The sequence below is a fragment of the Komagataeibacter medellinensis NBRC 3288 genome (assembly GCF_000182745.2).
GTDB lineage: Bacteria > Pseudomonadota > Alphaproteobacteria > Acetobacterales > Acetobacteraceae > Komagataeibacter > Komagataeibacter medellinensis.
The window spans coordinates 223,867-249,431 of the sequence record NC_016037.1; the positions used below are offsets into that span (position 1 = coordinate 223,867).

A 25,565-nucleotide genomic window follows, 5' to 3' on the forward strand; every position below is an offset into this window, starting at 1 on the left:
CGCCTCTTTGCGCCGGGCCGCGCAGGTAGGGCGGAAAACATTGAATCCAGTTAAGTGTCTTCGTTTCCTTTCTTCCATGGGTTTCTATGGAGGAAAGCACTATGTCCGGATCACGGATTTTATGGGGGCAGGTGAGCGTCGTCCTGCTCATGATCATCCTGTCATGGTGGATGGCGACGCAATGGGTGGCGTGGAAACTGGGCTTTCAGCCCCAGCTTGGTCAGCCCTGATTCACGCTTGCGCATCATTGGCCTGTCTACTGGCCCCCCATGGTTTTCTGGTGGTGGTATGTCTACGACGCCTATGCCCCGGATATTTTTAATCAGGGCGGGTGGATCGCCGGTAGTGGCGGCGTACTGGCTGTTGTGGCAGCGGTCGCGCTTTCCATTCGTCGGGCTCGTGAGGTAAGACGGGCCGCAACCTATGGAAGCGCACGCTGGGCCAGCCGTGAGGAATTGCAGCAATCCGGATTGCTCGATCCCGATGGGGTCATTCTCGGGCAGTATGGACGGGATTATCTCCGTCATAATGGTCCTGAACATGTCTTGTGTTTCGCGCCGACCCGTTCCGGTAAGGGGGTGGGGCTTGTCATTCCGACCCTGCTGACATGGCCGGGATCAGCCATCGTCCATGATATCAAGGGAGAAAACTGGCAGATCACCGCAGGTTTTCGGGCGCGTTTCAGCAGCGTGCTCCTGTTCGATCCGACCAATCCTGCCTCTGATCCCTACAACCCCCTGCTTGAAATCCGGCAGGGGGAGTGGGAGGTACGCGACGCCCAGAATGTCGCGGACGTGCTTGTCGATCCCGAAGGATCGCTTGAACGCCGGAACCATTGGGAGAAAACATCACACTCTCTGCTGGTGGGCGCCATCCTCCATGTTCTGTATGCGGAGAAAGACAAGACGCTCTACGGTGTTGCCAATCTTCTGTCTGATCCGAAACGCTCAATTGAAGCCACGCTTGCTGCGATGATGCAGACGAAGCATCTGGGCAAGGATGGCCCGCATCCGGTGGTTGCATCCGCCGCCCGTGAACTGCTGAACAAATCTCCCAACGAACGGTCTGGTGTGCTCTCCACCGCCATGTCGTTTCTTGGCCTGTATCGTGATCCGGTCGTCGCGAAAGTCACTTCGCGTTGTGCCTGGCGGATTGCGGATATTGTCAAAGGGCGTCGTCCGACCACGCTTTATCTCAGCGTGCCACCCTCGGATATCAGTCGCACCAAACCGTTGATCCGTCTGATGCTGAACCAGATCGGGCGCAGACTGACAGAGGATCTGAACGCGCATAAGCATAACCATCGCCTGCTGATGATGCTGGACGAATTCCCGGCGCTCGGGCGGCTTGATTTCTTTGAAAGCGCTCTCGCGTTCATGGGTGGTTACGGCATCAAAGCTTTTCTGATCGCCCAGAGCCTGAATCAGATAGAGAAAGCCTACGGTCAGAACAATTCGATCCTCGATAACTGTCACGTCCGGGTCAGTTTTGCCACCAACGATGAACGGACTGCCAAGCGGGTCTCAGATGCATTGGGCACTGCCACGGAAATCAGGTCACAGAAAAACTATGCCGGGCATCGCCTGTCACCCTGGCTGGGGCATCTGATGGTTTCGCGGCAGGAAAGTGCCCGCCCGCTTCTGACGCCAGGTGAAATCATGCAACTTCCACCAACCGACGAGATTGTCATGGCGGCGGGGACGCCACCCGTTCGTGCGAAGAAAGCTCGATATTATAGTGATGCCCGTTTCCGGGAGCGCGCACTGCCACCGCCCCAACCAGGAACGATATCAGCACCGACCGCGATACAACCGGATGACTGGACCAGACGTCCCTTGCCCGAGACGGTGGTGCATGGTGCCGCCCCCCCACTGTCAACGCAGGAAGAAGAAACGCCTCTGGGGGCCGGTCACAAGCGCACACCGGACGCCGATCCGAGTGATATTCCACCGCGTACGGAGAGGGATGACACGCGGGAGCAGACGAAATCACCCGAAGCTGGCAATCGCACGACACGGTGGGACCGGGACTTTATGGATCTTCAGAAGGTAGCGCGGCTGGCCGCCATTGACCGTGATGATGGGATGGAGATCGGTGGACCATGAAACGCTCCCGCAAGAAGCAGCAGATGACGGTCTATCTCGATCCCGATCTGTTCAAAGCTGTCAGTGATACGGCCACCCGTCGCCGTCAGTCCGGCTCCCTCGTGGTCGAGACGGCTCTGTCTGTCTTTTTCTCTCCTGAAGAGGGGACCGGACAGGCCGCACTGACCCGACGGCTGGACCGTGTCGATAAACGCCTGTCCCGACTGGAGCGCGATACCGGGATCACCGTCGAGACATTGGCCCAGTTCATCCGTTTCTGGATGATCATGACGCCCGCCTTGCCCGAAAGCTCGGCTGCTGCTGCACGGGCGCAGGCGGCCGAGCGTTATGAAGGCTTCATCGAAGCGCTCGGCAGGCGTCTGGCGACAGGCCGACGTCTATATGAGGACGTTCTTCCTCCTGACGCACAAGTCAGTGCTAGCACTACAGTTGCATTTTGTGTTGAGTTCTGAATCTATGGGTAACCATGATTCAGGATATGATGAGTGGCGGTACGTCTGTTGAAGAGACGCTGGAATTATGGGCGCGCTCGCTTCGGTCCGCCAAGGATCGGATGGCGCCGCTGTTCACGCAAAAACGTGTCGTAGATTCGGCCTGTGCTTTTCTTGATGTTTTGATTGGCAATGAACCACGCAAGACGGGATGGATGCGAGCGGAAGCCGCAGGAGATCCTGGTCCATGGCGGCAGCAGGCGCTTCTGGGACGCGGGCACTGGGATGCCGATGCCCTTCGTGACGTCGTCAGGGATTATGTGATTGAGCATCTGGGCACTGAAGAGGGCGTGCTGGTCATTGATGAGACCGGTTTTCTGAAGAAGGGTCAGGCGTCCTGCGGTGTGGGGCGGCAGTATACGGGATCTGCCGGCAAGATCACGAACTGCCAGATTGGTGTGTTTGGCGCTTATGTTTCGGAACGGGGGCATGCCTTTATTGACCGCGCCCTGTATCTCCCGAAAGACTGGACATCAAAGCCTGAGCGTCTGAAGCGGGCCCACGTTCCCGATGACGTGGTGTTTGCAACCAAACCGGCGTTAGCCTCGATGATGATTGAGCGAAGTATTGAGGCCGGTGTGCCGTTCCGCTGGGTTGCAGCAGACAGCGTGTATGGCGTGGGCGACGTAGAACGCACGCTTCGCCGGGCAGGAATTGGATATGTGCTTGGGGTCAAGGGCAATCACTGGTTCGGATCATGGGCAACGGAACCGCTGATTGCCGGAGAGGCGAAAGATATTGCAGCAGGACTGCCAGACCAGGCCTGGCGTCGTCTGTCAGCGGGGCACGGCACAAAAGGTGAGCGACTTTATGACTGGGCGTATCTTCCGCTTGCTGATCTGGATGCTGAAGAATTTGACTGCCCTATAGCCGGACCATGGACACGTGGCCTGTTGATCCGCCGAAACATCGCTGACGGGGACCTTGCCTATTTTACGACCTGGAGCCCGAAAGGGACAACCACGCAGGAACTGGTGAACGTTGAAGGGACGCGCTGGAGGATCGAAGAAGGGTTCGAGACGGCCAAAAACGAATTTGGTCTTGATCATAACGAGACCCGCTCCTGGCATGGTTGGCATCGGCACGTCTCTCTGGTCATGCTGGCCTATGCCGTCATGGCCAGTGTCCGTTACCAGGCAAACTCACTGAAACCGAAAAAAACACAACTCAGAACACGACAGTCCTTGTCCGCTGGTCCATTCAGGAGATCAGGCGCCTCGTCGTAAAACTTGCACAACGCAGACTACCCGTCTCTCACATCCTCAGATGGTCCGTCTTTCGACGAACGCATCAGGCCAGTGCTATCCGCGCTCACTCACGACACAAAATGCAACTGTAGTGCTAGGCTCAGGACCCATTGATATGATTGCGGAAATCTGATTCAGCCTCTGTGAGGAGACTGAAGATGAGTGACCTGTATTGGTTGACGGAGGAGCAGATGGATCGTCTGCGGCCCTTTTTCCCGAAGAGCCATGGCAAACCTCGCGTTGATGATCGTCGTGTGTTGAGCGGGATCATTTTCGTGAACAGAAATGGTCTGCGCTGGCGTGATGCGCCCCGGGAATACGGTCCACACAAGACGCTCTACAACCGCTGGAAGCGCTGGAAGCGCTGGAGCGCTATGGGGGTATTCATCCGCATGATGGAGGGACTGGCTACTGGCAAGGCAGAGCCTCAGACAATCATGATTGATGCGACCTATTTCAAGGCACATCGCACGGCTTCGAGCCTGCGGTTAAAAAAGGGGGCTCAGGCCGTTTGATCGGGCGGACCAAAGGCGGGATGAATACGAAGCTGCATGCTGTCACCGACCGGAACGGACGTCCGCTCGACTTCTTCATGACAGCAGGTCAGATCAGTGATTATACTGGTGCCGCTGCCCTTCTGGACAGTCTGCCACCAGCCGAATGGATGCTGGCAGACCGGGGCTATGACGCTGACTGGTTCAGAGAGGCCCTGGAGGAGAAAGGGATCAAACCCTGTATTCCTGGTCGAAAATCTCGTGCAAAACCGGTCAAATACGACAAACGGAAATACAAAATACGCCACCGTATCGAGATCATGTTCAGCAGGCTCAAGGACTGGAGACGGGTCGCAACACGCTATGACAGATGCCCGACCGTCTTCTTCTCGGCAGTCTGCCTCGCCGCAACCGTCTTGTTCTGGCTATGAGTCCTGAGCCTACGTAGCTTCCACGCTGGCAGTTGTGCGGGTCTGGACGTGGGCGAAGGCTGTGTCTGGGCATAATGACGGAGAAGATGGACGGTCAGACTTTCCAGAAGTCCGTTCACAAATAGAGAACTGGCCGAATGAGTCGTCTGGATCTCGGCCGTCAGGCCTGTCAGAACGCCAGAGATAAATGCGTCCTGAACACCGGAAATTGCGCGCATGGAAAGCCGTGATGGATTAAGCCCTAACGATCGGGCGACGCGGTTCACCAGAGTAGGGCCCAGATAAAGATGCAGGACTTCAAACGGACGGTCCGGATCAGCCTGCCAGCGCATGAGGTAAGGCGCATCGGTCTGTGTCAGGAAAAATGATCCGGACCCGGCCTCACTTTTCGTCCATTCACCTGTCAGTTCGCGTTCCTCGACCTGTGCTTCTCCTGAGATGATCCGCACCAGAAAATGTTCGGCCACAGCCGGGACAAGCTCTTCATCTTCGTGTTGCGGCCGACGGAATATCCGCATCATAAAATGTTGGTCTGGAACAGGCTTTCTTTCACGACCCTAAAGTTCCAGATTGGAAAGGCCCGGATCATCATCCCGGCATCTTCCTGGCCGTATCGGCCAGCGCGGTTTGGAGCAACGTCGTGACTTCGCCAAATGTCAGCCTCCATATCGTGATACCAATCATGATCACTGCAGGCGAGGCTGATTCGATGGCGAAAGCCGCGGTTACGGCCGCGAATAAGGCGAAGCCTAATACGACCGATAAGGGGTCAATGCGAGGGTGGGCTGCAGTCGCTTCAATCTTATCGTAACTTGCGTCAGAACAGGCGATGTACTGCAGATATCACACTGGGGTCAGAAGATGGGAAATGCTCTGTATCGGTTTCAGACCATGGCCAAAACGCCTGATTGCCTCACGATCCTTCTCCAGTGCTCCATAAGGCAGATACCGGACTTTCAGATCAGCAATCCTGCTGAAAGCCGGTCGCTTCAACTGTTCCCGCACATCAATCTCCCGCTTGTCCGGCGCGACAAGGAACATCCCTTCCAGAGCCTGCGCCGCTGACCCGAGAGCAAGGTCGAGCATCCGCACGATACCGGAATAGATGGTCGTTGAGTGCTCAACCTCGAATGCTGCAACAATCCTATGGCTTTCCTGGTCAAGCCATAAGACGTCGATCAGACGCACGGATTCCGCTCCCTGCGTTTCCGTCGTGAACCCCGGCAATACCGACAGGCAACCATCCCCCAGCTTGCCGTCCTGCCATGGACGGCTGCGATCATTGGCGGCAATCCAGACATCGTAACCCAAGGAGAGCCCCAGATCACGAAGCCATCCCTGAATCTCGGTATGAGTATGATCTGTTTCCCGCTCCGCAGCGAGAGTTCGGGCCTCTTTTGCGCTCTGCTCCCTAACCTGGTGAAGATCGGCTTCCCAGAGTTTTCGTGCTGTTTCGTTATCTTCGAGAGGCGGCGCTGTATAACGTCCGCTTCCGAGATCAAACAGCAGTCCTCCGATAGCACCAAGATCATTGGAAAGCAGCGCACGATAGGTTGCATTCAGCTTTAGTATCCCTTGCCGCATGGCAAGATATTCCTCCCATCGCCCCAGCTTCACCTTTGATCCGGTCAGGGCGTTATAGCCCTTCACGATCGCCGTATTGAAAGGTGGCATGATCGTGGGATGCAGGAAATACAGCAGATTGGCGACAGCTGGCCCCAGCCCTTTTATCTTCCTGGCGTCGATTGCATGAATGGCCGAGACTACATGCTCTTCGGTATTGCAGCACAGACAGGTATCGAGAAGCTGCCCAAATGCTTTCTGATTGGCGGGATTTTCGTAGATGTCGGGAATGCGTAACTTCGGTTTCCACAAGAATGCATGATCCGCACCCTTGAAAATCTGACGCTGCTCAGCAATCGAATGTACAACTGTTTCCAAGGAGGAGCCACGATAGGCAACCCCGAATGTACCAGCGGCTATCTCAGCCACAACCAGCTGCAGACCGCGACGGATAGACCGGAAGTTTTTGAGGCGTTCATCCCACAAGAACCAACTCTGATAGGTCCCTGCCGGATCATCTCGCCAGCGAAGGATAAGGTCTCGAATGAGGTCTGTCATTTACCCGCAAACTAACATTCCGTTCTCCCCAGATACTGATTGTAACAGGGATATAGGTCAACACCTGCCGGGTCTCGCATAGTGGCCGGCATTTCGCTTGGGGTGCCGACGCCGGTTTTCCTTGACGCAAAACATCAGAAGGGCCAGCGATCATATAATGGATACTATCAGCCTTATTGCCCTGCTTTTCGTGCTCGCCGCAGCCTTTAGCATTCTCAATCACCACACGTTTCGCGTTCCAGCGACAATCGGTGTCCTGATCTTTTCGCTGCTGGCATCCCTGCTGGTTGTGGCTTTGAACCTGCTGATTCCGGACTATGATCTGCAGGCTCTGTCGCGGTCTATGCTGGGGATCATCAATCTACCCGTAGCGCTTCTGAACGGTGTGCTGTCACTTCTTCTCTTTGCGGGAGCCATGCAGGTTGATGTCGGGCACCTGCGTGCCAAATTGATGTCCGTGACAGCCCTCTCTGTCCTTGGAACGGTGTTGGCTGTGGTCCTTCTGGCGGGTGCAGTCTGGAGTATTTTGCCCCTGATGGGCCATGCCGTTCCGTTTTCATGGTGCATCGTGCTCGGTGCGATTCTCGCACCCACAGATCCGGTTTCGGTCGTGGGCATGCTGAAGCGTCTGCGACTTCCGGGACCACTTCAGGCAGTTTTCGCGGGCGAGAGTCTGTTCAATGACGGTGTGGGAGTTGTTATTTTTGGTGTGACGATCGGGTTGGCGACCGGAGACAGTCAGGGTCTGGCCGCTTCTGCGATTGTGCTCAGCTTTTGCCGTGAGGCGCTTGGTGGTGGTCTGTTAGGTGCCATGACCGGATGGATCGCGCTTCGTGTACTCAAGGAGCAACGGGATCCGCATATCGATCTGCTGACGTCATTGGCCCTAGCGACCGGAACCTTCAGTATCGCCAGCCATCTTGGCATGTCAGGCGCGATAGCTGTCGTCGTGGCTGGATTGTGTTTTGAAACCAGCTATAGCGATTCCGTTTTCGATGAAGCATCCCGCCAGAACCTCGATGTCGCGTGGACCCTTATGGACGAAGTGCTGAATGTCCTGCTATTCATGCTTATCGGTTTTGAAATTCTGGAGATCACGCCGCGTCTGTTTACCATGATGGCGACGCTCATGGTGATTCCGCTGTCTATTGTCGTGCGCGCACTGAGCGTGTTGTTCTCCACTCTTCCGATTCATCTCAGACAATGGGAACGGGGCCGTGTTCTTGGTATCCTGACCTGGGGTGGTTTGCGCGGTGGCATCTCGGTCTCACTGGCGCTTGGATTGCCTCCAGGTGAATTGCGCAATCTGTTGCTGCCTGTCTGTTACGGTGTGGTGGTGTTTACCACCATCGTACAGGGACTGACCATGGAATGGGTCGTCCGCAGGCTTTACCCATCATCAACATCCGGGCCAGAATGATTTCTCATGAAACATGCGGCGACAAAATGCCTGTAGGTCAATCAGTCAGCGTCTGCCGACTGCTGCCCTAAGTCGTAAGGCCTCGTAGATCGGGGTATCTCCGCATGCACCTGCCACCACCATTGCTGAGAAGCTTCCGCACAGGAGCGGTAATACAAGATCGGATGATCCAGTCATTTCCATGACGAGGATAATGCCCGTCACGGGTGATCGAACGGATCCTGCGAACATTGAAGCCATGCCAACAATCACGAACGGCGCAGTCGCCAGTGCTGTGTCCGGGCTCAGTATTTGTGCGACAAAGCTGCAGGCCAACCCTGATAGTGCCCCCAAGGCAAGCATAGGCGCGAATAATCCGCCAGGTGTCGCGGCAGCATAGGAAACTGCCCCGAATACCAAGCGGAAAACGAACAGGAGGGGAATAAGATGCCAGTTTATCGTATTACTTATTGCGGCCTGGGTGATCCAGTCGCCTCCACCCGCCAGATGGGGATCAAGCCATACGACAAGTCCGGCCAGTCCGCCGATTAGGGTGGCTCTGGTGTATATGCTGACAGGCAGACGGTCGGCAAGGCGCAGTGCTGCAAGAATTGTTCGGTTGTATCCGACTGCCAGTAGGCCTGTCATGAGACCAGTCATGACAAAGAATAACTGCTTCGCAACTGCTGTAGGTAGAACCGGATAAGATGCGATGAAATCGGGCTGACTGCCTAGAATGCCACGACTGAACATAATGGCTGAGATGGACGCTCCGAGCGCTGCGCAGACCATTCTCGCCTCAAATTGCCCCACCAGTTCTTCCAGGACAAAAACAGCACCTGCGGCTGGCGCATTGAAGGCCGTTGCAAGACCTGCTCCCGCGCCAGCGGCAAGAAGGGCACGGCAGTCTGCCCGTCCCAGTGAGAGCCGTCGTGCGATCGCATCGGCTACTGCGGCTCCCATCTGTACGCTAGAGGGTGTTATGCACCTTGAGCGAGTATAGCGGCGTTTCTGAGCATGAAACATGCGAAAGCGACGACATGGAGACTTGCGAGGGTTGAAGCGTAACGCTCGTAGTCCTTGACGAGCCTGCGGCATCGTGTGGCCCATGCGAAAGACCGCTCGACGACCCACCGGCGCGGCAGCAGGACAAAGCCGCGCTTGGCTTCGGGCAACTTGACGACTTCGAGTGCGATACCGTGCGTGCGAGCCGCCTCGTCTGGTTTTGAGCCCGTATATCCCTGATCGACATAGGCCAGTTCGACGCTTTCGTCAGTGGCCTCCTGAATGGCAGCGGCGAGGCGTCCGACCTCGGCGCGATCATCCCGATTGGCTGGCGTGACATGCAGGGCCAGCAGGTGGCCCAGCGTATCCACAGCCATATGCAGCTTCGAGCCCCGTTTGCGTTTGGCCCCGTCGTAACCGGCGCGAGGCCCGCTCTCGGGTGTCGAACGTAATGTCCGGCTGTCGAGGATGGCTGCAGTGGGTTCCGGCAGGCGACCAGAAGCCATGCGCAAGACGGCACGTAGATCGCAGGCCAGCGTCTCGAAGCAGCCGGCATCCATCCAACGACGAGACTGCTGATAAACCGCCGACCACGGCGGCAGATCGTTTGGCATCGCGCGCCAGGCAATCCCGTAGCGGATCACGTAGCGCAACCCGTTGAACAGTTCGCGCAGATCATGCCGCCGCTGTTCCGCGTCCTCTCGCATCAGGACCAGATACGGAACGACCAGAGACCATTCTTCGTCTGATACATCAGAGGGATACGGTTTGCGTGCGGGTGCCATCCCTCATTACTGCACCAATCAGGAACGAAAGTACATAACACCCTCTAGGCCCTTCGCGTCCCAGGGCCAGACCGCTCTCAATCGCCAGTAGACCGCCGACGAATTTGACCGGGATGAGTGGCCATGACGCCGGGCCGGTAATGCCCGATAGCACGGCTTCGACATGAGGAATGCCGCTGCCTGCCGCCAGCGGTGCAAGGCGGCGTACCATTTCTACAGCTGCCAGAGCTGCCAGGGCAACGCCGACGACCAGAAAGAAGCCTCCCCACGGCGAACCATGCAGAAACCGAGGGGCCATCTCCGTTCGCGTGAATTCCAGCCACTCCAGAAACAGGCGAAAGGTTCCGCAGATCGTACCGGTTGCGATACCGATCAGGATTGACGCTGACGCGAGGAAAACCAGACTGCAGGAACTGTCGGTTCGTTCTGAGTGCGGTGTTCTATCTGGCACCTGCTGTAGCACGGCGTCTTCTTTCGTTGACTGAGGTTCCCCGGCTTCGAATGCGACATCTGCGATCCGGGTCGCTGTTCATGAGGGACCCGTTTCCGGGCTCGGATCAGTTTTTTTCTGAATCTCCTTCTGCTCGGTCTTTTCCATGAAACCTGTAGCAAGGACGGAATATAGTGGATGAGGGCAGATCATTCGCGACACTCCGAACGCCAGAAATGCGGTTGCCAGAAGCGCCAGCGTGACCTGCTGGTTATCGCATATCTCCATCACGATGATCGTCGCTGTGAGCGGAGATTGGGCAACGCCACAGAAATATGCCGCCATCCCAAGCAGAACGACAGCACCTGGAGAGGTATGGGGTAGGAACTGTCCGATCCACCCGCCCATGCCAGCACCGATAGCTAGGGACGGTGCAAACATGCCGCCAGGTATGCCAGAACAAAAGGTGATTAGTATGGAGAGGTATTTCAGGAAAAAGAAGGAGGCTGGATAATGGAGGGTGCCGTCTATGATTCCTCGCGCCTGGAGATAGCCCGTACCATAGGTCGCCCCGTCAGAGACTAGGGCCTGTTAGGGCTTGATCCAGTCTGCTGCGGCAGCGATGTGGATGACCGCGAGGAACGACGTTGCTGTTTTTTCATATCTGGTTGCGACAGCGCGCCACTCCTTGAGGCGAGCCCAGAGGTTCTCAACGAGATGCCGACACCGATAGGCCCATTTGGGGCAGGCGACCGGGCCATCGCGTCGTTTCGCGGGAATGGCTGGCCGTGCTCCCATGTCCCATATCCGTTCACGCATGGCGTTCGACGCGTAGCCCTTGTCCGCTACTACCCACAGGGGAGTGGCGGGAAGGCTGTCGAGCATGGCTGGTGCCAGAGACAGTTCATGAGCCTGTCCAGGGGCCAGCGCAAAACCGAAGGCTTTTCCATGTCCATCAGCGATCACGCAGACTTTTGTGCCATAGCCGCCGCGAGAGCGGCCAAGTGCTTCACGATGGTCTCGCTCTTCGAAAGAGGCCCCTTTTTTTGGGCTCCCGCCGCTTTGTGGTGAGCCCTGATGTTTGTGCCATCCAGAAAAGTCATTCCGAATGCCACTCCCTGTTGTTCCTGAACCAGTGCGAGCAGCCGCTCCCATACGCCGAGCTTCGCCCAGCGGATGAAAAGCTGCGCAGCCCGCCACCACGGACCCAGTTCAGCGGGGATACTCCGCCATTTCGCGCCATTCTCATGACGCCAGAAAATCGCTGCTATCGTCCGCCGCAGATCATGTGGCGGCGTCTTGCCCCTCGGGCGAACCTCCTCAATCAGAGGTTCCCAGATCGCCCATGTCTCGTCCGTAAAGGTGCCTGTTCTGTCTCCTTCTTCCATCCCTACAATATGGGAAGAAATTCAAGATCTAACAGGCCCTAGTCTGTCATGAAATCTCGACACGACGTTCGGATAAAACGAGTTTACGATCTGCCTTCGGAAATAGATGGCGTTCGTGTTCTTGTGGATCGATTGTGGCCTCGAGGGTTGCACAAATCAGATGTTAAAATGGATTATTGGTTAAAGAATGCTGCTCCAAGCTCCGATCTTCGACACTGGTTTGATCATGACCCGGCTCACTGGGATGAATTCAAACTCAGGTATCGTCATGAGCTTTCTGAAGGAAATTCCGACATCAAAAAACTTGAGAACCTTATGAAAAAAGGGAGGATCACTCTTCTTTATGCTGCGCATGATCCGCTTCATAATCACGCTCTTGTTCTCCAGAAATTTCTGGATGAGCAGGACATATAGGTATTGACGCTAACGTATAAAAAGTATTCATCCGTTATCACGTTTTTAGGAATTATGTTCCATGCCGAATTTAAGTTTTTCTGAAACAGATCAAAAGAATTCTCCCATTATTTGTGACGATGCGATTGTCCGGGTCCATCGCTCAGGCATCATCGAGTTGTGGGATGACAACGCAGTTCAGATGTTTAGTTTTGCGGCGGAGGAAGCTATTGGGAAGTCACTTGATCTGATTATACCGGAAAAATTACGTGAACGGCACTGGAAAGGTTGGTCTTATGTCGTGGAGCAGGGAGTAACAGGTTTTAATTCAGATCGTACACTCACCGTGCCGGCTTTAAGACGGAATGGTTCGCAGATTGTTGTTGTATTCAATATGGATATCATAAGAAACCATAGTGGAAATATCGATGCGATAAAGGTTGTTTTTCGTGATATCAGGAAGCAGCCATGAAACCGTATCGTATTACGTCGGAGTTCAATGCGATAACTCTTCCCGCAGGTCTGCGTCAGCGTCATGCCACGAAGGCTGGCGTATGGGCAGTTATCCGTATTCTGGAAGGAACTGCGACGCTCGTGTACGTTGACACTGGAGAAGTCAGGCATCTGACACCTTGTGAACCAGGCCTTATCAAACCGGAGCAGACGCATTACCTAAAATTATCTGGTTTGGTCCGGCTAAAACTGGAGTTTTACGATTCTGATCCAGTTCATTCTTTGTGAAGTATATGAACACTTACATCTGTAGCTGTAGGGCCGACCCTTTGTGAAATGCTATATGCCCAGTTTTCTGGCTGACAATCTCGTATTGAGGTTCCTGGCCTGACGCATGATGATGATACCCATTGACGAGAAATGGTGATGTGTGAATTTTCGTAATTTTACCTGTGACATAACCGGCTTCAGAGTTCCATGAAACAATGTCGCCAATTCTGAAGGTTTGTGAAGACATGGTAATTTTCCTTATGCAACCGAAGACACTGTAAAATGACCAAGGTTAAATGTAAGACGATTTATACGATTGGTCACTCTACGCATTCCCTTGACGAGTTTATAACACTTATTTGTCATTATCATATTACATTCGTGGCGGATGTTCGTGCGTTTCCGTATTCTAGGCGTAATCGGGATTACAATGGTAATGTCCTGTCTGAAGCGCTTGGGAAAGTAAACGTTATTTATCGTCATTTTCCGGAGTTAGGCGGGAGACGTCCGCGGTCTAGAACCGTTGCACCTACGATTAATGCATTCTGGCGTGTGCAAAGTTTTCATAATTATGCCGACTATGCTTTAAGCGATGAATTTCAGAAAGGTCTAGCAACTTTAATCGAAGCGAGCCGATATGAAACGGTTGTTTTAATGTGCGCAGAGGTTCTTTGGTGGCGGTGTCATCGGCGCATTATTTCAGATTATCTTCTTTCTAAAGGTTTGACGGTGATCCATATCCTGTCGTTGACGAACACGCAGGAAGGCGTTCTTACGTCTGGTGCTGTTGTCGAACCAACAGGTTGTTTAACGTATCCTCTTCCAGAGTCCGTATGTGTCCAAAATGATGAGAAGTCATAATAAAAATCAGAATATTCCATCGGAACCTGAAGAAATGTTCAGCGCTCTGAGACTCTTTGATGGTGTTTCAAAGCGTGAAAAACGCGTTCTTTTGTCATCTGTGAAAAAAACGATGTGGAGGGATCGAAGAACCCCTGATTGATGTGCTTGGCCGGTAATTTCTGGGTTTTGGCGATTTGATTGACGGTTTTTGCGATGGCCTCCGGTCTGCGTTTTGAGCAGATTGGGAGTTGTCCTCCGCTGGATGGCTATGCGCTCGCGTTCAATCTTTCGAGGAAGAGGAAGCGGCGCATATTGTAGACGATATTGGCGAGCCCGATCCTCATGGTGGCTTGGCTGATACCGACAGTCCGGACAAACAGCCCCGTCTGTGACTTCTGATCGGCAAAGACATGCTCGACACGCGACCGGATAATGGATTTTCCTGCATTCGATTTCTGGATATGCCGGGGCATAGGCTTGAGATGCGGCTTTTTGCGATGAACCTTGGAGACAAAGCCCTGCTTTTCCATGAAGTCTTCATTGGCTTTTGAGCGGTAGGCCGTGTCAGCCCAGACACTTGAGGCTGTATTGGTTTTATCCAGCAGCCCCTCTCTCAATCGCGCGCCATCACTGGCGGCGGCATGCGTTGTTTTCCATTTCCGGATGAACCGGTATTTTCGATCGATGGAAACATGCGATTTATAGCCAAAGAACGGGATGGCGAGATCGCTGGATGGCATGGTTCCATCATCCTGCCGCTTCGCCTTCGTGAACTTCAGTGTCCATCGCGCATGACGATCCTTGTGCGACAGCTTTGCGGGTTTGTCCTGCCAGTCTTCAGGAATACGTCCTTCCCGAAGATCGGCTTTCTCTGCATTGGTGTTCCGCTGCTTCGGAGCCGCTACCAGCGTGGCATCCAGGATCTGGCCTGACATCGGCAAATACCCGGCGTTGCGCAGGGTGGCATCAAAGCGGTTGAACAGCCCATCGATCGCACCCGCCTGGGTCAGACGCTTTTGACACAGCCAGACCGTTTTGGCATCCGGCACCCGATCTGAAAGTCCCAGACCAAGGAAACGCATAAAGGAGAGGCGATCGTTGATCAGATATTCCGTCCGCTCATCAGACAAATTGTTGAGCGTCTGGATCACCAGAATTTTGAACATCAGCACAGGATCAAATGGCGGTCGTCCGCCTTTGCTGCCGTCAGAATACGCCAGAGCCTTCTCCAGGTCAGGGCGGAAGACTTCAAAATCCACAGTCCGGGAAAATGCTTCGAGCTGATCACCAAGCCCGCTCAAGCGGGCAAGCCGCTCTTCAACGTCAAAAAATCCCGTCTGCTTCATGATCCATACTCCAATCAACGCAAGGAAAATGGAATCACAGAGCAGACCTCAATACCAGAGGGTTTTTCGAACCCTCCATCTGAACAACTGCTCATCAGGACAGGGCGTCCATAGTTTGTGTTGTCTCTGCCGGGCATCCGGTGACCGACCTGAAAAACGCGAGAAATATCTGATCGCGAGGAAAGGCCCCGGCCACGCTACCCTGCACAATCAGACCTGACCAGAGAGCGTAGAGCCCGATGGCGACCTGCCGGACCGGGAGTATAAGATGCAATCCATATAAATGGGTCAGTTCTTCAAGGAGAGCTGAGAACACGGCGTGGCAGGCCGACTTGCAATCATTGTAGCGGGCCGCGAACTGGCTATCCCGCTGGGCATGAAGTTGTAATTCGATCGAAAGCAGGGACCACTGTGGCTGCCCCGCCAGTTCAGCAAGGCGCACCGACAGCTGCGCAAGGGTCAGATTCAGGTCGGCCCCGCGCGCTCCCGAGACGAGTGTACGAAGCACCATGGCTTCTTCCTCGATATGCGCACGCATGATCTCTAGAAGCAGGTCATCCTTGGTTTTGAAATTCGAGTAGAACGCACCCTGAGAATGACCCGCCATGTCACAGATACGCCGAATGGATGCTGCCGCAACGCCCTCGGTCGCGATTGCAACATTGGCTGCCGTGATCAGACGATGACGGGTTTGTTCCTGTGTCTCTTTTCTCGTCAGTCGCATAAGCCCGCACGTAATTTAACGTTGAGTCCGAATATATGTGTCAGGATCACCAGAAGATATCCTGGCCATGGGTGTCGCCAGGATATCAGACTATTGTCCTCCCGCTACGGAGACCTACCTTTATGTTCGTTTCCACCCCAGATTAGCGCGAAATTTTTCCAGCCAGTCTGTTACTTTGTGCAGGGCCTCACTCCCCTTTCCAAACAAGCCGGACAGATCGTTTCCAAAATCATCGCCATCTGCCTCTTCTTTCTTCGGTAGAGGTGGCAGAATATGAGAGAAATAGGTTTTATCAAGAAGGCGGTGCAACAACCGCTCACCAGGGAATGGTTCCCCATTATTGATCGCTCTGGCCGCTTTGAATATTGTCCGGATATCATACTGCGTCGGACTGATATCCGGAACCTGTTTTGGTAGTTTAAGCAACGTATAGACCGCGATACGCGCCGTACGGACCGAGCTTTCCATTGTAAAAATAATGTCGTTGCTGGTCTCTACGAACTGACCAAGCAGACCAAGGTTCGTGCAGCCCTCGGGAACGACATGCGGCCGGTCTCCAGCAGCGCGCGGCATGAACTGTGCTGTAATATAAGGCATCAACGCCAGACGAACCTTCGTGTTCAGCGCAATGGCGTCCAGTTGCTCCACTATTCCGAGATGGTAGCAGAGTTCAGACAGAATTTCCCGACCGGTACAGGCGGGCATCGGCTTCTTCACATAATTGCCTTCCTTGTCCATCAGAAGAGCATAGACCCAGATCACCAGCACATCATCAGGCTGGGTCGGAAAATGTGGCTGACGATTGCAGGTGAAACTGAGCACCCAGTTTGAGTCGGTGAAGGTGATGACACCGCCCGTTACGGTCTTGCCCGAATAGGGATCGTTGACCGAGAGCTCCTTCAGTTTATCGACAAAAGGTGACGGCCGACAGGTCAGTGTCGCGGACTCCCACATTGAGCCTTTGACATCACCATAGAACTTATCCGGCCGACCAAAGACAGGAGATTTCCGGGCCAGATTGCGCCACAGCGTCCAGTCGCTCTCTTCCCCGGGCTCATGAAGGCCACGTTCCAGAACTGGCACCGTGTCCATGTCACCATAGGCCGTGCCTTCCGTCATGGAGCCGGTCAGGGCAAAAACCAGATCATTCGGATGAACAGGTATGGTGGTTTCCTGTCCATCGACCATGGCCCGCAGTCCGGTTACGGTCTTTTCGTCCCCGCGTATCTGAAGATCGACATCATGAACGCGCGTGTTGAACTGGATCTTCACGCCCTTGTCCTGCAACAGACGTGCCAGGGGGACGACGAAGCTGTCATACTGATTGTATTTCGGGAAAACGAGCGTCGACATGTCCGCCATCCCGTCGATCGCATCCAGGAAGCGATGCATGTACAGTTTCATTTCCAGCAGGCTCTGCCAGTTCTCGAAAGCGAACATCGATCGCCACAGGTACCAGAAATTCGTCTCGAAGAAGCTTTCGCTGAAATACGCCTCTATCGTGATGTCATCGAGGTCTTCCTTGCGCCTGAGCAAGAGGCGGATCAGTTCCCACTGATGCGATTTGCTGAGGCCCAGAGTCGCGAAATCACGAATTTTCCCCTGTTGGTGCATGAGGCGGGATTTGGAGTAATTGGGGTCATTATCGTTGACCTGCCGATATTCATCGAGAACACTAAAGCCCGCAGGGAGTTCAAGGGCTGGAACATCCTGGAACAGATCCCAGAAATTGTCGTAGTTCCAGTTCATCTCCCGGCCGCCGCGAACGATATAGCCCTCTTCGGCGTTACCCGCGCCGTCCAGTGACCCGCCGGCAATGTCCATCGTGTCGAGGATGGTGATGTCTTCACCTTTCATCCTGCCATCACGGATCATGTAGAATGCGGCGGCAAGCCCGGCAATGCCGCTGCCAATGATCCATGCCTTGCGGCCATCCACCGCCTCAACCGGCACAGGATGATTGCGCATATATGGCCCCATCATGTCAGGTGGAGGCAACGTGTCCTGCGGTCCCTTACGCCAATAGGTCGCCGTTGCATCGGTTTCGACAGTGAAGGCTCTGGTCGGGCTTTCTGAGCCTGAGGATACATTATCACTCATGACAATCCCTTTATTCTGGCACGACAGTCGGTCATCGCACTATCCGCACGGATGACGATATCATCTGATATTCAGATATCAAATGATATTCCGTTTCGATGCAATTTCCATACAGGTAACAGATTAAGGCAGGGCCAGATTTTCCCTTAGTCACAGACGGTCCATCCATGTTTCAGAAGCTGAAAACCCTGGACACCAACGCAGCCTGTCAATCAGTTTCCCCGGCCAACTCGCGACCGCCTGTGGCTTCAACCAGATCATTCAGCACAGTCTGAACGGCTAGAGACCGATACCTCTGACGACTTGTTACAATCCAGGCATCCGCCTGTTCGGGCGGATAGTCAGGCAGAATTTTGCATAATATCCCCTGCTTCAGGTCATTCGCGATCATGAAGTCCGGCAACATGGCAATGCCATGACCAAGACGCGCCAACTGGTGCGCCACCAGCATGTTTCCGGCCGCGATGTTCCATCGCATGACGCACTCCCACCCACCGTCGAAACGCCAGGTATCCAGGCCGGCACTGGTCACGATCGCGTTATGCGCTGCAAGATCCAATGGCGAGAGTGGGGTTCCCGCCTGCGCAAGATAGGCAGGTGAGGCCACAAGAAGCCGCCGGACCATACACAGCCTTCGGGCAATAAGGTCACTGTCGCCCAGATTCCCCATGCGGACGGCAAGATCCACGCTCTCTCCTATAATGTTGATACGGCGCTCTGTCAGTTGCAGATCAACCTTCAGGTCCGGATAATCGGCCGTCAGCCTGACCAGATGCGGGGCAATCAGATACTGTCCAAGCGCCGCCGTTGTCGTGAGGGAAACACGCCCGGCAACCAGTTGCTCCCGCTCGGCAATCGCCCTTGCGGCATTACCCGCAGCCAGAATGGAAGGCTGTGCCATTTCATAGATGCGCCGCCCTTCGTCCGTCAGGGAGAGCGCTCGCGTGGACCGCCGGAACAACGATGTGCGCAACAGCAGTTCCAGATCAGCAAGGCGTCGGCTTACGGTAGATTTTGGCAGCCCCAACGCTTCTGCGGCGGCCGTAAAGCTTCCCGCTTCCGCAATTGTGACGAGAAGGGCCAGATCGTCCAGAGAAGGTTTCATTGTCCTGAAAATGGGATATTATCTTTCCAAAATCAAACCTTACCGGAACAGCCGCGCAGAATTACGATGACAGCACCCTTACTGAAGGAGGTTCCGTCATGATCGCGTTTTCTTCCGTTTATACACCAACCCAGGCCCGTCACGGCGGCGTCTTCTCGGCCCGTCAGTATCCCCGTCAGGCCTTCGGCAACATGATCGATCCGGTCCTCAATATTGACTGGTTCGAGATGAATGGGCCGACTTTTCCGCCCCACCCGCATGCCGGGTTCTCTGCCGTGACTTATGTTTTTGCGGACTCACCCAACGGTTTCATCAATCGGGACAGCATGGGTGATGTCATGGACATCCGTCCTGGCGGCCTGCACTGGAGCCGCGCGTCCAGCGGCATGATGCATGAAGAAGTGCCCATGCCTGGCGGCGGCCCAGCCCGAGGCCTGCAGATCTTCATCAACCTCCCGGCTGCAAACCAGCGTGATGAAGCAGCAGCTTTCTCTGTTCCTCCAGAACTGGTGGAAACCCGCTCAGGCCCGGGATGGAAGAGCCGGATTGCCGTCAACGGCACCACATTGGGCAAGACGGAACACGCCCTTCCCTCCTCTGTCCGGGTCGAAGAAATCACGCTCGACGGAGCGGCCAGACATTCCATTGAGGTGCCCGCCGGCTGGGGCGGCATCCTGGTCGTTATCGAAGGCAGGTGCGTCCTCGGTGAAACACCGCTGTCCGAGACACAGGCCATTGGCTTTGCGAGCAGTACGGAGAGCAGCTTCCAGGTCGAAACCTCTGCTGGCCCGGCCCGTCTTGTCGTGATCAGCGGCGCGCAGCTCAAACAGCCAGTGGTTGCGCATGGCCCACTCATGCTCGCCGATACAACGCTGTTACAGGAATCGTATCACCGCGTCAGTGGATTGCATCTGTAACACCAGCATCGTCTTTCATCTTGACCGAAACAGGAACATCGCCATGACAACATCTCGTATCCGCAACCGTTTCACGGCTGAAAACTCAGCCCTGCTCCTTATCGACCATCAGGTGGAGGGTTCGAAAAACCCGCTGGTTTTGAAACCAGCTCTGTGATTCCATTCGTCCGGTTCTGACTGAGGGAATGGCGGTATGAAGCAGACGGGATTTTTTGACGTTGAAGAGCGGCTTGCCCGCTTGAGCGGGCTTGGTGATCAGCTCGAAGCATTTTCCCGGACTGTGGATTTTGAAGTCTTCCGCCCTGACCTGGAGAAGGCTCTGGCGTATTCTGACGGCAGCAAAGGCGGACGACCGCCATTTGATCCTGTGCTGATGTTCAAAATTCTGGTGATCCAGACGCTCAACAATTTGTCTGATGAGCGGACGGAATATCTGATCAACGATCGCCTCTCCTTTATGCGTTTCCTTGGTCTGGGACTTTCAGATCGGGTGCCGGATGCCAAAACGGTCTGGCTGTGTCAAAAGCGTCTGACCCAGGCGGGTGCGATCGATGGGCTGTTCAACCGCTTTGATGCCACCCTGCGCAACGCCGGGTATTTGCCGATGTCAGGCCAGATCCTGGATGCCACGCTGGTAGCGGCTCCGAAGCAGCGGAACACCAATGCAGAGAAAGCCGATCTTCGGGAAGGACGTATTCCTGAAGACTGGCAGGACAAACCCGCAAAGCTGTCGCACAAGGATCGTCATGCGCGATGGACACTGAAGTTCACGAAGGCGAAGCGGCAGGATGATGGAACCATGCCATCCAGCGATCTCGCCATCCCGTTCTTTGGCTATAAATCGCATGTTTCCATCGATCGAAAATACCGGTTCATCCGGAAATGGAAAACAACGCATGCCGCCGCCAGTGATGGCGCGCGATTGAGAGAGGGGCTGCTGGATAAAACCAATACAGCCTCAAGTGTCTGGGCTGACACGGCCTACCGCTCAAAAGCCAATGAAGACTTCATGGAAAAGCAGGGCTTTGTCTCCAAGGTTCATCGCAAAAAGCCGCATCTCAAGCCTATGCCCCGGCATATCCAGAAATCGAATGCAGGAAAATCCATTATCCGGTCGCGTGTCGAGCATGTCTTTGCCGATCAGAAGTCACAGACGGGGCTGTTTGTCCGGACTGTCGGTATCAGCCAAGCCACCATGAGGATCGGGCTCGCCAATATCGTCTACAATATGCGCCGCTTCCTCTTCCTCGAAAGATTGAACGCGAGCGCATAGCCATCCAGCGGAGGACAACTCCCAATCTGCTCAAAACGCAGACCGGAGGCCATCGCAAAAACCGTCAATCAAATCGCCAAAACCCAGAAATTACCGGCCAAGCACATCAATCAGGGGTTCTTCGATCCCTCCACCTCGCCCTCTTTTACCTTTGCGATGTCCGCCGAAATAGCTTTCATCGACTTCGATCTCTCCTTCAAGGGGCGCTTCCAGAGCATTATGCGCGATAATGATTTCCCGAAGCTTATGGTAAAACAGAGTCGCTGTATTGTGATTGACGCCGACAATTTCCGCAGCACTCCGCGCGGGTGTGCCCGCAACGAAGTGCGCCAGAAGGCATCTTTGGGTAGCAAATACCGGACGGCTGCGACGACGTGCTTTCATATGCCATATCAAGCTTTTATTGGCTTACCTATGCCAGCCCCAAACTCAATTCTTACCTTGCCGTCCGAAATGAAGGCGCACTCGGACTATTTCCGGAGTTCTATGAGTCCGAGCTCGTGCCACATCCAACCGAAATCATAAGCGGCCATGGCGCCGCCACTCCCTTGGGCGCGGGCTGTGACGTTTTCGATCCCTTTCAGCCAGGCAACCGTTTTTTTACGTCCTGAAGCCGTCTGGACGGCCTGACGCGGCGTCATATCTCCCAGAGCCGGAACAGGCTCATCAAGCACCTGCCGATAGTGCCGCTCCAGCATCTGCCCAATAATCCGGGCTTCCTCCTCGGGTGGGATCTGCAGCTCTGGCGAAGCCTCCCGCCCCTGCGTTCCCCGATCTTCCATCGCCTGCACCGGCGTCATGATCTGCATGAGCGGCGCGCGCACGAGATCTCCCAAACCAGCCTGCAGCATGGCACGGCCACGTTCGGCACGCTCTTTCGAATTCACCTGCAGCCGCAACTGGCGCCCCTTCAGGTCCAGCGTACCCAGCACGATCGTGCCATCATCCATCTCTGTGCGCAGGAACTTCCCGTTTTCATCCCGTCCAGCCTTCTGCACGGGATCGCTCATCGGCTCTTTCAACCAGTTCCAAAACGACCGGTTCTCCGGCCTCAGGGCCGTGATCCCGTCAAGTACATCCGCCACCGTCTTCTGCGTCACGCCGTTTGTCAGCGGGAAACACACTTCATAGAAGACCAGATCCTCTCCGTCCCCATTGAACAGCGCTGGACCGTCCATCTGCCGGGCCATGTCCTCCAGCGTCCGGAACAGCCAGGTCAGCGTGAACGTCGGCGCAAGTTCACGCAGCGTCTGCGTATCGATTTTTGGAAACTCCGTCTTGCCCTGTCTTTTCCGCAGAACTCTGTAAAGGTTCGCAGCCAGAGCTGCGCAGGCGCCCCATGAATAAGCGAGCAGCCCGCCTGCCAGAATGGTCTTTCCATCGGACGGCACGAGACGCGCTGCAATCCGGTCCCACTGTCTGAGTGTCCGGGTGGCCGTGCCATCATGCACCAGAATCGGATCACCACCCCGTAGCAGGTCACGCGCCATCAGGCTCTGGCCGGGTTTGATGTCCGAGACTTCATACAGACTCATGACCGAAGTCTTGAGAGCGCGCATATAGGCGCTATTACGTGGTCCTTCCTTCCAACCCCGACGCTTGAGGTAAACGTCCACGAAGTTCCGGCCATCATCCCAATCCAGCCCAAGAAAATCCTCGAAAGCACAGCCCCACAACGTCATGGCAACGTCGGGACCGATCATCTCCGCTAGATCCTCGAAGGTGATGTCTCCCGATTCCAGCACCGGACCGATGTGATCGCCAAGCACTTCGCTGAAGCAGTCCTGCCAGTCCTCCTGATTGAGATATCTGATCAGTCCTGTAAGTTCATCTGCGGCCATGACTGTTTGTGCATCTCCTGATATGGACAGTAGAGGGGCAGACTGTCCTGACTCGACAAGCCCAGAATGATAGCCCGAAATAGGCGACAGAACGCCCTATTCTTTCATCATACATATGTGACCTTCGACAAAATTGTGCCGGATTATCTTTTCATCTGTTTCCTATGTGTGTCCTGCGGTGGAAACTTAGACGCAAAAAAAAGCCGTCTCTAAGGGCAGTTTTTTTAGATATCAGCATGTTCAGTTTAGGTGCGGGGGAAACCAACCAATGATACTTGCGATCGGTGGACCGCGAGATACCCCGTCTCGCCGGATGCCGAGATGACAATGCCAGAGCCCATGGGCTTATCCAATGAGGGCCTGTTAGGTCTTGAATAACAGAACGGACTGCATAGCTGTTTGTGATGAGCATGGCGAGGCACTGCCCTTCACACTGTCGCCCGGACAGGTGCATGAACTGCCATCCGCTTATGCCCTGCTCGACGATCTGCCATACCCACCGACCTATGTCGTCTGTGATCGCGGATATGCCTCGCACAAATTCCGTGAATAGCTCTGGGACCGGGGATCTCGTCCTGTGATTCCGGCAGGAAAGGATGATCTGGAAGTCGCCTGTCTCAGGTGGGATTACAGACACTGGCACCTGGTCGAAAACCTGTGGGCAAGGCTCAAGGAGTGGGGGCTGTCGCGCCCCGATATGAAAAGACAGCCGCGTCCTTTCTTTCCGTCATCCTCATCGCTGCTACAGCAGACGACATCAAGGCCTAACAAGTCCTAGTAGTCGAGCCCTCCTCATTAGCCTTTAAAAATTGCCTCTCTGTGCAGCGCTAGGTAAGTCGCCTGTGCATTCGTAAATGCGCCGACGTTAATAATGTTATCCAAGCCCCAAGCCGACCAAACTTCAGGCGGTAGCACGGCTGATTTCAGTAACGTTCCATCATTGGCAAAGCTAATCCGACCACGGTCAAACAATCGATCAACATGTGGCGACAACAGCAGGCCATTGCAGCCATCCAGTTTTTCCTGATCAGTGCAGTCACGCCAGGGTTTAATATGACTGGCAATCAGAAAACGTGGATCTGATACACCAGTTATACGACACCGTCTTTCGTTCAGTCGCACATTGGCCTTAAACACTCCTTGCCCGCGGCGGGCTAGAACCAATTGGAGGGTTCGAAAAACCCTCTGGTATTGAGGTCTGCTCTGTGATTCCATTTTCCTTGCGTTGATTGGAGTATGGATCATGAAGCAGACGGGATTTTTTGACGTTGAAGAGCGGCTTGCCCGCTTGAGCGGGCTTGGTGATCAGCTCGAAGCATTTTCCCGGACTGTGGATTTTGAAGTCTTCCGCCCTGACCTGGAGAAGGCTCTGGCGTATTCTGACGGCAGCAAAGGCGGACGACCGCCATTTGATCCTGTGCTGATGTTCAAAATTCTGGTGATCCAGACGCTCAACAATTTGTCTGATGAGCGGACGGAATATCTGATCAACGATCGCCTCTCCTTTATGCGTTTCCTTGGTCTGGGACTTTCAGATCGGGTGCCGGATGCCAAAACGGTCTGGCTGTGTCAAAAGCGTCTGACCCAGGCGGGTGCGATCGATGGGCTGTTCAACCGCTTTGATGCCACCCTGCGCAACGCCGGGTATTTGCCGATGTCAGGCCAGATCCTGGATGCCACGCTGGTAGCGGCTCCGAAGCAGCGGAACACCAATGCAGAGAAAGCCGATCTTCGGGAAGGACGTATTCCTGAAGACTGGCAGGACAAACCCGCAAAGCTGTCGCACAAGGATCGTCATGCGCGATGGACACTGAAGTTCACGAAGGCGAAGCGGCAGGATGATGGAACCATGCCATCCAGCGATCTCGCCATCCCGTTCTTTGGCTATAAATCGCATGTTTCCATCGATCGAAAATACCGGTTCATCCGGAAATGGAAAACAACGCATGCCGCCGCCAGTGATGGCGCGCGATTGAGAGAGGGGCTGCTGGATAAAACCAATACAGCCTCAAGTGTCTGGGCTGACACGGCCTACCGCTCAAAAGCCAATGAAGACTTCATGGAAAAGCAGGGCTTTGTCTCCAAGGTTCATCGCAAAAAGCCGCATCTCAAGCCTATGCCCCGGCATATCCAGAAATCGAATGCAGGAAAATCCATTATCCGGTCGCGTGTCGAGCATGTCTTTGCCGATCAGAAGTCACAGACGGGGCTGTTTGTCCGGACTGTCGGTATCAGCCAAGCCACCATGAGGATCGGGCTCGCCAATATCGTCTACAATATGCGCCGCTTCCTCTTCCTCGAAAGATTGAACGCGAGCGCATAGCCATCCAGCGGAGGACAACTCCCAATCTGCTCAAAACGCAGACCGGAGGCCATCGCAAAAACCGTCAATCAAATCGCCAAA

Annotated in this window: 24 protein-coding genes and 4 pseudogenes; 13 read left to right on the forward strand and 15 right to left on the reverse strand. The window is 54.7% G+C overall.

Features of this window, described 5'->3' with window-relative positions; translation table 11 throughout:
* Window positions 1-101 precede the first annotated feature (101 nt).
* From GLX_RS15575 to GLX_RS17725, 4 genes and pseudogenes are all read left to right on the forward strand, one after another.
* A pseudogene (locus GLX_RS15575) lies at window positions 102-2,105 on the forward strand (conjugal transfer protein TraG).
* Window positions 2,102-2,557: a hypothetical protein gene (locus tag GLX_RS15580; RefSeq protein WP_010512024.1), complete on the forward strand. Its 456-nt coding sequence runs from the start codon at window positions 2,102-2,104 to the stop codon at window positions 2,555-2,557. The pseudogene GLX_RS15575 and the gene GLX_RS15580 overlap by 4 nt, the downstream one beginning before the upstream one ends.
* 14 nt (window positions 2,558-2,571) lie before the next feature.
* Entirely contained in the window at window positions 2,572-3,822 is a 1,251-nt protein-coding gene (locus tag GLX_RS15585) for an IS701-like element IS1452 family transposase (RefSeq protein ID WP_012812328.1), read from the forward strand.
* A gap of 179 nt (window positions 3,823-4,001) precedes the next feature.
* A protein-coding gene (locus tag GLX_RS17725; RefSeq protein ID WP_110914731.1) for an IS5 family transposase occupies window positions 4,002-4,768 on the forward strand; the annotation gives its coding sequence in 2 pieces (ribosomal slippage) (window positions 4,002-4,332 and window positions 4,332-4,768; 768 coding nt in all).
* On the opposite strand, the pseudogene GLX_RS19085 reads toward GLX_RS17725, so the two are convergent.
* Window positions 4,759-5,283 (reverse strand): annotated as a pseudogene (locus GLX_RS19085) (AraC family transcriptional regulator); the annotation flags it as partial. The gene GLX_RS17725 and the pseudogene GLX_RS19085 sit on opposite strands and share 10 nt — an antisense overlap.
* 328 nt (window positions 5,284-5,611) lie before the next feature.
* On the reverse strand, window positions 5,612-6,889 hold the full coding sequence (locus GLX_RS15600) for a hypothetical protein (RefSeq protein ID WP_014106948.1): 1,278 nt from the start codon (window positions 6,887-6,889) through the stop codon (window positions 5,612-5,614).
* Window positions 6,890-7,046: 157 nt separating this feature from the next.
* On the opposite strand from GLX_RS15600, the gene GLX_RS15605 reads away from it, so the two are divergent.
* Window positions 7,047-8,309, forward strand: a complete 1,263-nt coding sequence (locus GLX_RS15605; protein WP_014106949.1) for a cation:proton antiporter — start codon at window positions 7,047-7,049, stop codon at window positions 8,307-8,309.
* A 45-nt stretch (window positions 8,310-8,354) separates the two neighbouring features.
* Here GLX_RS15605 and GLX_RS15610 read toward each other — a convergent pair whose 3' ends face one another.
* The 5 genes and pseudogenes from GLX_RS15610 to GLX_RS15630 form a co-directional block, all read right to left on the reverse strand.
* Window positions 8,355-9,251: a chloride channel protein gene (locus tag GLX_RS15610; protein WP_014106950.1), complete on the reverse strand. Its 897-nt coding sequence runs from the start codon at window positions 9,249-9,251 to the stop codon at window positions 8,355-8,357.
* 17 nt (window positions 9,252-9,268) lie between these two features.
* A complete protein-coding gene (locus tag GLX_RS15615; RefSeq protein ID WP_014106903.1) occupies window positions 9,269-10,078 on the reverse strand; it encodes an IS5 family transposase in 810 nt (269 codons plus the stop codon).
* Window positions 10,047-10,376 (reverse strand): chloride channel protein, encoded by a 330-nt coding sequence (locus tag GLX_RS19095; RefSeq protein WP_041247925.1) that lies wholly within the window; start codon window positions 10,374-10,376, stop codon window positions 10,047-10,049. Before GLX_RS19095 ends, GLX_RS15615 begins: the two co-directional genes overlap by 32 nt.
* Before the next feature lie 231 nt (window positions 10,377-10,607).
* Window positions 10,608-11,093 (reverse strand): annotated as a pseudogene (locus GLX_RS15625) (chloride channel protein); the annotation flags it as partial.
* 6 nt (window positions 11,094-11,099) lie between these two features.
* A protein-coding gene (locus GLX_RS15630; RefSeq protein WP_248705283.1) for an IS5 family transposase occupies window positions 11,100-11,896 on the reverse strand; the annotation gives its coding sequence in 2 pieces (ribosomal slippage) (window positions 11,100-11,557 and window positions 11,557-11,896; 798 coding nt in all).
* Between the two features lie 48 nt (window positions 11,897-11,944).
* On the opposite strand from GLX_RS15630, the gene GLX_RS17735 reads away from it, so the two are divergent.
* The 3 genes from GLX_RS17735 to GLX_RS17745 all read left to right on the forward strand — a co-directional run bounded on the left by GLX_RS17735 (window position 11,945) and on the right by GLX_RS17745 (window position 13,030).
* Entirely contained in the window at window positions 11,945-12,310 is a 366-nt protein-coding gene (locus GLX_RS17735; protein ID WP_010512344.1) for a DUF488 domain-containing protein, read from the forward strand.
* Window positions 12,311-12,371: 61 nt separating this feature from the next.
* On the forward strand, window positions 12,372-12,761 hold the full coding sequence (locus tag GLX_RS17740) for a PAS domain-containing protein (protein ID WP_014106953.1): 390 nt from the start codon (window positions 12,372-12,374) through the stop codon (window positions 12,759-12,761).
* Window positions 12,758-13,030: a DUF1971 domain-containing protein gene (locus GLX_RS17745; protein WP_023524174.1), complete on the forward strand. Its 273-nt coding sequence runs from the start codon at window positions 12,758-12,760 to the stop codon at window positions 13,028-13,030. Before GLX_RS17740 ends, GLX_RS17745 begins: the two co-directional genes overlap by 4 nt.
* A 13-nt stretch (window positions 13,031-13,043) precedes the next feature.
* On the opposite strand, the gene GLX_RS17750 is transcribed toward GLX_RS17745, so the two are convergent.
* Complete coding sequence (locus GLX_RS17750) at window positions 13,044-13,259, reverse strand: hypervirulence associated TUDOR domain-containing protein (protein ID WP_010512346.1); 216 nt, start codon at window positions 13,257-13,259, stop codon at window positions 13,044-13,046.
* A gap of 35 nt (window positions 13,260-13,294) precedes the next feature.
* Between GLX_RS17750 and GLX_RS17755 the strand changes: the two genes are divergently transcribed.
* Window positions 13,295-13,873, forward strand: coding sequence for a DUF488 domain-containing protein (locus tag GLX_RS17755; protein WP_010512347.1), 579 nt, complete (start codon window positions 13,295-13,297; stop codon window positions 13,871-13,873).
* 248 nt (window positions 13,874-14,121) lie between these two features.
* On the opposite strand, the gene GLX_RS15640 is transcribed toward GLX_RS17755, so the two are convergent.
* From GLX_RS15640 to GLX_RS15655, 4 genes are all read right to left on the reverse strand, one after another.
* Entirely contained in the window at window positions 14,122-15,204 is a 1,083-nt protein-coding gene (locus tag GLX_RS15640; protein WP_193360696.1) for an IS5 family transposase, read from the reverse strand.
* Between the two features lie 91 nt (window positions 15,205-15,295).
* Window positions 15,296-15,925 carry a TetR/AcrR family transcriptional regulator gene (locus tag GLX_RS15645; protein ID WP_010512257.1) on the reverse strand — a complete coding sequence of 210 codons (630 nt, stop codon included), beginning with the start codon at window positions 15,923-15,925 and terminating at the stop codon, window positions 15,296-15,298.
* Between the two features lie 120 nt (window positions 15,926-16,045).
* The gene (locus tag GLX_RS15650) at window positions 16,046-18,025 is read right to left on the reverse strand and encodes an oleate hydratase (RefSeq protein WP_014106954.1); all 1,980 of its coding nucleotides are present in this window, start codon (window positions 18,023-18,025) and stop codon (window positions 16,046-16,048) included.
* Window positions 18,026-18,233: 208 nt separating this feature from the next.
* Window positions 18,234-19,130: a LysR family transcriptional regulator gene (locus tag GLX_RS15655; RefSeq protein ID WP_014106955.1), complete on the reverse strand. Its 897-nt coding sequence runs from the start codon at window positions 19,128-19,130 to the stop codon at window positions 18,234-18,236.
* A gap of 98 nt (window positions 19,131-19,228) precedes the next feature.
* On the opposite strand from GLX_RS15655, the gene GLX_RS15660 reads away from it, so the two are divergent.
* Both GLX_RS15660 and GLX_RS15665 read left to right on the forward strand, forming a co-directional pair.
* Window positions 19,229-20,047 carry a pirin family protein gene (locus GLX_RS15660; protein WP_014106956.1) on the forward strand — a complete coding sequence of 273 codons (819 nt, stop codon included), beginning with the start codon at window positions 19,229-19,231 and terminating at the stop codon, window positions 20,045-20,047.
* Between the two features lie 193 nt (window positions 20,048-20,240).
* Entirely contained in the window at window positions 20,241-21,320 is a 1,080-nt protein-coding gene (locus GLX_RS15665; protein WP_014106935.1) for an IS5 family transposase, read from the forward strand.
* Between the two features lie 135 nt (window positions 21,321-21,455).
* On the opposite strand, the pseudogene GLX_RS18510 reads toward GLX_RS15665, so the two are convergent.
* Window positions 21,456-21,704: pseudogene (locus GLX_RS18510) on the reverse strand (IS1595 family transposase); the annotation flags it as partial.
* A gap of 86 nt (window positions 21,705-21,790) precedes the next feature.
* Complete coding sequence (locus tag GLX_RS15675) at window positions 21,791-23,161, reverse strand: hypothetical protein (protein WP_014106958.1); 1,371 nt, start codon at window positions 23,159-23,161, stop codon at window positions 21,791-21,793.
* A gap of 448 nt (window positions 23,162-23,609) precedes the next feature.
* Between GLX_RS15675 and GLX_RS19100 the strand changes: the two genes are divergently transcribed.
* Complete coding sequence (locus tag GLX_RS19100) at window positions 23,610-23,714, forward strand: hypothetical protein (protein ID WP_231850469.1); 105 nt, start codon at window positions 23,610-23,612, stop codon at window positions 23,712-23,714.
* Window positions 23,715-23,956: 242 nt separating this feature from the next.
* On the opposite strand, the gene GLX_RS17765 is transcribed toward GLX_RS19100, so the two are convergent.
* A complete protein-coding gene (locus tag GLX_RS17765) occupies window positions 23,957-24,376 on the reverse strand; it encodes an HNH endonuclease (RefSeq protein ID WP_231850460.1) in 420 nt (139 codons plus the stop codon).
* A gap of 25 nt (window positions 24,377-24,401) precedes the next feature.
* Between GLX_RS17765 and GLX_RS15680 the strand changes: the two genes are divergently transcribed.
* Window positions 24,402-25,484 (forward strand): IS5 family transposase, encoded by a 1,083-nt coding sequence (locus GLX_RS15680; RefSeq protein WP_193360696.1) that lies wholly within the window; start codon window positions 24,402-24,404, stop codon window positions 25,482-25,484.
* The last annotated feature ends 81 nt before the right edge of the window (window positions 25,485-25,565 follow it).

Coding starts and splice junctions, on each gene's coding strand:
- GLX_RS15605 (WP_014106949.1), top strand. CDS start 7,047: ATGGATACTATCAGCCTTATTGCCCTGCTTTTCGTGCTCGCCGCAGCC.
- GLX_RS15580 (WP_010512024.1), top strand. CDS start 2,102: ATGAAACGCTCCCGCAAGAAGCAGCAGATGACGGTCTATCTCGATCCC.
- GLX_RS15660 (WP_014106956.1), top strand. CDS start 19,229: ATGATCGCGTTTTCTTCCGTTTATACACCAACCCAGGCCCGTCACGGC.
- GLX_RS19095 (WP_041247925.1), bottom strand. CDS start 10,376: ATGGCCCCTCGGTTTCTGCATGGTTCGCCGTGGGGAGGCTTCTTTCTG.
- GLX_RS15655 (WP_014106955.1), bottom strand. CDS start 19,130: ATGAAACCTTCTCTGGACGATCTGGCCCTTCTCGTCACAATTGCGGAA.
- GLX_RS15675 (WP_014106958.1), bottom strand. CDS start 23,161: ATGGCCGCAGATGAACTTACAGGACTGATCAGATATCTCAATCAGGAG.
- GLX_RS17735 (WP_010512344.1), top strand. CDS start 11,945: ATGAAATCTCGACACGACGTTCGGATAAAACGAGTTTACGATCTGCCT.
- GLX_RS17740 (WP_014106953.1), top strand. CDS start 12,372: ATGCCGAATTTAAGTTTTTCTGAAACAGATCAAAAGAATTCTCCCATT.
- GLX_RS15600 (WP_014106948.1), bottom strand. CDS start 6,889: ATGACAGACCTCATTCGAGACCTTATCCTTCGCTGGCGAGATGATCCG.
- GLX_RS17755 (WP_010512347.1), top strand. CDS start 13,295: ATGACCAAGGTTAAATGTAAGACGATTTATACGATTGGTCACTCTACG.
- GLX_RS15650 (WP_014106954.1), bottom strand. CDS start 18,025: ATGAGTGATAATGTATCCTCAGGCTCAGAAAGCCCGACCAGAGCCTTC.
- GLX_RS17750 (WP_010512346.1), bottom strand. CDS start 13,259: ATGTCTTCACAAACCTTCAGAATTGGCGACATTGTTTCATGGAACTCT.
- GLX_RS17745 (WP_023524174.1), top strand. CDS start 12,758: ATGAAACCGTATCGTATTACGTCGGAGTTCAATGCGATAACTCTTCCC.
- GLX_RS15665 (WP_014106935.1), top strand. CDS start 20,241: ATGAAGCAGACGGGATTTTTTGACGTTGAAGAGCGGCTTGCCCGCTTG.
- GLX_RS15610 (WP_014106950.1), bottom strand. CDS start 9,251: ATGGGAGCCGCAGTAGCCGATGCGATCGCACGACGGCTCTCACTGGGA.
- GLX_RS17765 (WP_231850460.1), bottom strand. CDS start 24,376: ATGGAATCACAGAGCAGACCTCAATACCAGAGGGTTTTTCGAACCCTC.
- GLX_RS15615 (WP_014106903.1), bottom strand. CDS start 10,078: ATGGCACCCGCACGCAAACCGTATCCCTCTGATGTATCAGACGAAGAA.
- GLX_RS15585 (WP_012812328.1), top strand. CDS start 2,572: ATGATTCAGGATATGATGAGTGGCGGTACGTCTGTTGAAGAGACGCTG.
- GLX_RS15645 (WP_010512257.1), bottom strand. CDS start 15,925: ATGCGACTGACGAGAAAAGAGACACAGGAACAAACCCGTCATCGTCTG.